The 5,393-nt window shown below is 42.1% G+C and carries 2 protein-coding genes and 1 pseudogene; all 3 read left to right on the forward strand.

Translation table 11 applies throughout. From position 1 onward, the window contains the following. A partial coding sequence (locus tag C3Z13_RS08485; RefSeq protein WP_103855632.1) for a DsrE/DsrF/TusD sulfur relay family protein occupies positions 1-262 on the forward strand: 262 nt, incomplete at its 5' end. 6 nt (positions 263-268) lie between these two features. Continuing rightward, positions 269-3,886 (forward strand): annotated as a pseudogene (gene recB, locus C3Z13_RS08490) (exodeoxyribonuclease V subunit beta). Then, positions 3,886-5,331 (forward strand): exodeoxyribonuclease V subunit alpha, encoded by a 1,446-nt coding sequence (recD, locus tag C3Z13_RS08495; RefSeq protein WP_103855633.1) that lies wholly within the window; start codon positions 3,886-3,888, stop codon positions 5,329-5,331. The pseudogene recB and the gene recD overlap by 1 nt, the downstream one beginning before the upstream one ends. Positions 5,332-5,393 lie beyond the last annotated feature (62 nt).

A 5,393-nucleotide genomic window follows, 5' to 3' on the forward strand; every position in this document is an offset into this window, starting at 1 on the left:
TAAAAGTGCGGTGCAATTACGCTTATTTTTTATGTCTGACGCCGTGGTGGGCGGTTTAGCTCAACAACAGCCAGCGGAGGGCTATCATTTACAACAAATGATCGAAATTCTCACTGCACAAGGGGTAATGGTAAAACTATGCAAAACTTGTGCCAATGCGCGTGGCATTCACAATGCACCACTTGCTGATGGGGTAGAAATTGGCACATTAATTGAGCTTGCAGATTGGACAATGGAAGCAGATAAGGTACTGAATTTTTAATTTATGATGACGACAAAAACGCAAACACTCAATCCAGCCACAATGCCGTTGCAGGGCGTTAGCCTGATCGAAGCGTCCGCGGGAACGGGTAAAACTTACACAATGGCTTCATTGTATATTCGTTTATTGCTACAAGCGGGCGAAAATTGCTTTGACCAGCCGTTGCCCGTGGATAAAATTTTGGTGGTTACCTTTACCGATATGGCAACTCAAGAATTGCGGGAGCGTATTCGAGCAAGGATTTATCAAAGCAAGCAATTATTGCTTCAATATCAAGCCAGTAGTGATCCGCAGGTTTTCATCGCGGGTGGTGATCCCCTATTAGGCGAGCTTGTCAAAACCTTGCCCGATTTGTCGCAAAGTATTCAACGCCTTAACTGGGCGGAGCAAAGTATGGATACCGCCGCCATTTACACGATCCACAGTTTTTGTCGCCGTATGTTAATGCAATATGCCTTTAATTCAGGCGTGCATTTTAATTTGGAATTGGTGAGAGATGAGAGTGAATTACTTGAACGTCTCACCAATGAATTTTGGCGCGAAGCATTTTATCATCAGCCCGTCATCGTGGCGAAATGGGTTTACAAAGCCTTAAAATCACCACAGGAATTACTGAAAACAATTAGGCCTTATTTAGGCAAAGAAGCCTTTGATGTGGCACTTTCTGATCCAAGCCTGCTTGACCTTTCTCTTGATGAATTTCTCCAACAACATTTATTGGCTCGCTATCAGGCGATTGAGGAATTTAAGCAAGAATGGTTGGCGAATGAGCAAAAACTCGCAGAATTTCTAGAAAAGAATAAAGCACAAATTAAAAATTACCGTGCAGATCATATGCTAGGACGCTTTGAGAAAATGCGTGCGTGGGCGGAAGATCCCGATAATTATAGCTTACCGGATATTCTCATTTATTTTACGGAAAAAGATATTGCGGCAAAAATGAAAACGGATTTTGAGCCGTTGCAACATTCTTTATTAAGCCAAGCGGAAAAACTGATTGAACAGTCGGAAGGCATTTCCCTCACGTTGCCCATTGTGCTTTACCATTCCATACAAACTATTCGACAAAAATTATTTGATTACAAAAATCATCACACGCAAAAAAGCTTTGATGATTTTGTTGCGTTTAGTGCGAGAAGGCTTATGTGGCGAGAATGGGCAAGAATTAGCCGCGCTGATTCGCAATCAATATCCCTTTGCAATGATTGATGAGTTTCAGGATACGGATGCCCAACAATACCAAATATTCTCTAAAAATTTATATTGAAAATCAAACACCACAATCAGGCTTTATAATGATTGGTGATCCAAAGCAATCCATTTATAAATTCCGTGGCGCAGAATTTTTACTTATTTTAAGGCTTCACAACAAGCCAATCAGCGTTTTACACTGAAAGAAAACTGGCGTTCCACCACCGCATTAATCCAATGTGTCAATGGGATTTTTGATTTTGAACAGCCCGCGCCATTTTTATTTAATGAAATTCAGTTTGAGCCCGTAAAAGCCGGGAAAAATCTACCGCACTTTAACCTTAACGGACAAGATGAGCCAGCCTTAAGTTGCTATTTAGGCGATGCGTATAATCAAGAGCAATTTGCCGAAACCTGTGCCATTTCCATTCAACAATGGTTAAAAAGTGCGGTGCAAAATCACGCAAAATTTGGTGATGAGCCATTGCAAGCCAAAAATATCGCGGTGTTAGTGCGCAGTTGGAAAGAAGCGCTGAGCGTTAAAACTGCCTTGCAAAATTTAGGCATTGCTTCGGTGTATTTGTCGGATAAAAGCAATGTGTTTGACAGCGAAACCGCACAGGAATTGGCGTTAATTTTGCAGGCTTGTTTAAACCCATTGAATGAACGCCACATTCTCAACGCCATTGCCACCCGATTATTTGGCTTAACCAGTGCGGAAATTTATCAAATTAAGCAAGATGAAAATCTGTGGGAACATTGGGTGGAAGCCTTTTTTGCCTATCAAAAAACGTGGCAACAAAAAGGCATTTTGGTGATGTTACACCAATTATTGTTAAATGAAGAAAATTCACTCACCCAACGCTTGCTTGTGCGTAGCCAAGGGGAGCGTATTTTAACCGACTTCTTGCACTTGGCAGAGCTGTTGCAGCAAGCCAGTCGCTTAAACGAAAGCGAAGCCGCTTTATTGCGTTGGTTTGAAAAGCAAATCCAAGGAACAGATCGGCTAGAAGAAAGCATTCGTTTAGAAAGCGAACGAGATTTAGTGAAAATCGTGACGATTCATAAATCAAAAGGATTGGCTTACGATTTGGTGTGGCTGCCCTTTATTGCCTCCCCTGCGAAAGGTGTCAAAGATACCATCACCACCTATTACGCAAAAGATCAAGTGTTGTGGGATATGGAAAATCAGCAGTCGGCGCTGGTTTTGAAAGAAAATTTGGCAGAAGAAATGCGTTTGCTTTATGTGGCGCTCACCCGCGCCAAATACCAAGTAGCGTGTTGTCTGCCGAAATCCTTTGAGAAAAAATGGAATGGCTTGCTTTATGCCCTAAGTGAAGGGACGATTGGCGAAAAGATAACATTATCCGAAGCCTATGACACCCGCTCATTATTGCAAGCCCTACAGCAAAAAGTGGGCGAGCCAAATGTTGCCATTCATCGTGTTGAAGATCTTGAAGCAAGCGCACCTTTAGTTTCCGCTTCTCACAATCAAATCTTTAGTCCTGCCATATTTAACGGCAACATTGAATATCATTGGGGAGTAACCAGCTTCACTGATATGGTGCATAAGCATCAGCGTAATAAATTGAAATTACAGGCAGAAAATGAAAGTGCGGGGCAAATTTCGTCAGTTTTTGATCAAGGTAAGGATTACGATTTCAACGTGCTGCCAACAGCAAATTTAAGCGAAGAAAATACGCCACCACAAGAAAATGAAAATGCTTATCCGCAAGGTTATAGCCCTTTTGATTTGCCAAGTGGCGTGCGCGTGGGGACGATTTTGCACCGTTATTTAGAAAAAATACCGTACAATCCGCCCTTGATGAGCAAAATCTTGCCAAATTATGCCAGCTGTTACAGCTTGATGAGCAATGGATTTCCACCTTGCAACAATGGTTTAATGCCATTTATCACAGCCCATTATTGGCAGGGGAAAACCTAACCCTTGCTCAAATTCAACAACAAGATTGCTTAAAAGAAATGCAGTTTTATTTGAAACTCAATAAAGCCTTTGACGCCACAGCGTTTAACCGAGCTTTGCAAGATTATCACCCATATTCTTCGCAAAATCTGATTTTTGAGCGCTTGCAAGGAATGTTGCGAGGCTTTATCGATCTCGTGTTTCGTCATCAAGGCAAATATTATGTCTTGGATTACAAGTCAAATTTGCTTGGTCATCAGCTGGAAAATTATCAGCCTGCGCAGTTGCCTGAAGTGATGAAACATGGTTTTTATGACTGGCAATATTTGCTTTATACCTTGGCGTTGCACCGTTATTTACAAAGCCGCGATCCACATTATCAATATGAGCGAGATTTTGGTGGCGTGATTTACACGTTCTTGCGTGGAATGAATGGGCAAGATCAAAACGGTATTTATTTTGATAAGCCAGATTGGCGGCTAATTCAAGCCTTGGAGGAATTGTTTTAATGCTTGGGCTAATGAAAGAACTGAAAGAAAAAGGCGTGTTTAGCGAGGCTGATTACCATTTTGCACGGCTGATCGCCGAAAAACAACAAGGCAAACCCTATTCCTTACATCAGCAAAATTTAGCGATTTTATTGGCTGCGTTGTGCAATTATTCTTATTTGCAAGGGCATAGCTGTTTGTTGCTTGAAGAAAATCTGCTACAGAATTTGTTGCCTTACAGCGAACGGGAATACGCGAACCGTATTAATGAACAAATCGCTTTTCTGCCAGCCAGCCAATGGATTGCAGAATTGCAGGATCATATTGCGTTTACCACTGAGCCGAAAAGCAAGGTTTCACCTTTGGTATTTCAGTTTAACGCCTTGTATTTTTATCGCATTTGGCAAGATGAATATCGTGTGGCGGAATATTTTGCTAATGCCATTAAACGCACTGAACACCATTCAGAAAATCAACGTAAAAAACAAAGTGCGGTGCAAAATTCCGCAATTTTTGACCGCACTTTTGATCCGCAAGCCATCGCTACCATTTTGCAGAAATATTTTCCAGCTTCACCACAGCCAACACAAATTAACTGGCAAGAAATTGCGGTGGCAATGGCGCTGAAACAGCCTTTCACCTTAATCAGTGGTGGGCCGGGAACAGGCAAAACCACCACTGTAACACGCTTGTTACTTGCTTTGCAGGAGTTGTATCAGCAAGGTTTACGCATCAAACTGGTTGCGCCGACTGGCAAAGCCACAGCGCGGTTAAAAGAGAGTATGGACAATTCCTTAGCTCGTCTGCAAGCAGAGCTAGCTTTGCCTGAAACCTTAATTGCAGCCATTCCTACCCAGCCTGAAACCTTGCACCGTTTGCTTGGCGTACGTTTTTATGAAGAAACACTACGCCATAATAAACAAAACCCTTTGCTCATTGATGTGCTGGTGGTGGACGAATCTTCAATGATTGATTTATCCCTAATGGCGAAATTATTACAAGCCCTAAAACCGCAAACTAAATTGATTTTGTTAGGTGATAAAGATCAGCTTGCTTCCGTGGAGGCAGGGGCGATTTTGGCAGAGTTAGGCAAATTTCTTGCGCAGGGATATAGCCCTGATTTTGTGGCTTATTTACAACAAACTACAGGGCAACATTTGCCTGCGATGGAGAAAGGAAATCCAATTCGCGATCACCTTTGCCATTTAACCCAAAGCCATCGTTTTGATGAACATTCCGCCATTGGTCAGCTCGCGAAGTTGATTAATCAAGGCAAAGCCGAAGAAAGCTGGCAGCTGTTGCAAGCAGGGGATTTGGCAAAAAGTGATGTTGTAACAAATGCCCCCTTAACCTTAGTGAATTTTATGCAATTTGCACAAGCGATGGACGTGAATACACTGGCGTATCAGCAATATTGTGCCAATATGGTTGTGAAAAGTGCGGTGCAAAATTACGCTGATTTTTAACCTTAATTCAGCAAATTACGGCGCAAAATCAGCCGTTAGATTCAGAAAAAATTCAACAAATT

It is taken from the genome of Avibacterium endocarditidis, assembly GCF_002921145.1.
Taxonomy (GTDB): domain Bacteria; phylum Pseudomonadota; class Gammaproteobacteria; order Enterobacterales; family Pasteurellaceae; genus Avibacterium; species Avibacterium endocarditidis.

What these genes read in the sequence shown, in the direction of transcription:
- recD (WP_103855633.1), top strand. Translation starts at nt 3,886, where the DNA reads ATGCTTGGGCTAATGAAAGAACTGAAAGAAAAAGGCGTGTTTAGCGAG.